We start from the raw sequence: 581 nt of genomic DNA on the forward strand, positions 1-581 counted from the left end.
AAAAGTGATCCACTGCCGGGTTCATGGTTCTTTCCGCGGTCGTCTCTACAGCCGCCGCATGATGGCGTTCAACAGGTGTGCATCTCGATGTGAAGAGCGCGGTGCGTAACGCCCGCAGGGACGACTTCGAAATTGCCAGCACCCTCGTCCCGGCAGGGACGCTTGTTACGCCGAAGGCGGATCTGGGTCGGTTTAAGGCAGCTTCATGCGGCGCGCATCTCTGCCTGGAACTCAGTGCCGTCGGTCCAGATGGTGTGGAGGATGACAGCCATTTTGCGAGCAACGGCAACCTTCGCCTTTTTGGCGCCGATCCGTTTGGTCAGCTTGCTGCCCCAGCGCTTGAGGGCAGAACCTCGCCTGACAACGGTCAGCAGGACGTTCGCGGCTTCGAACAGATAAGTCCGAACCTGATGGTTGCCGCGTTTGGAGATGCGGCGAGTTCGGTCGACCTCGCCGGATTGATAATGTCTTGGTGTCAGGCCGAGATAGGCACCGACGTCGGCGGAATGTCTGAAGCGAGCGGGGTTGTCGATGGTAACGACGAAGGCCAGAGCGGTCAGGGGACCGATACCGGGAACGGT

Annotated in this window: 1 protein-coding gene; it reads right to left on the reverse strand. The window is 60.1% G+C overall.

All coding sequences use genetic code 11. The annotated features are described in order from the left end of the window. Positions 1-203: 203 nt before the first annotated feature. Positions 204-581, reverse strand: a 378-nt coding sequence (locus QJT78_RS51965; RefSeq protein WP_281460926.1) for a transposase, incomplete at its 5' end; no start/stop codon positions are given.

It is taken from the genome of Bradyrhizobium sp. Mp27 (assembly GCF_029953005.1).
GTDB classification, from domain to species: Bacteria; Pseudomonadota; Alphaproteobacteria; order Rhizobiales; family Xanthobacteraceae; genus Bradyrhizobium; species Bradyrhizobium barranii.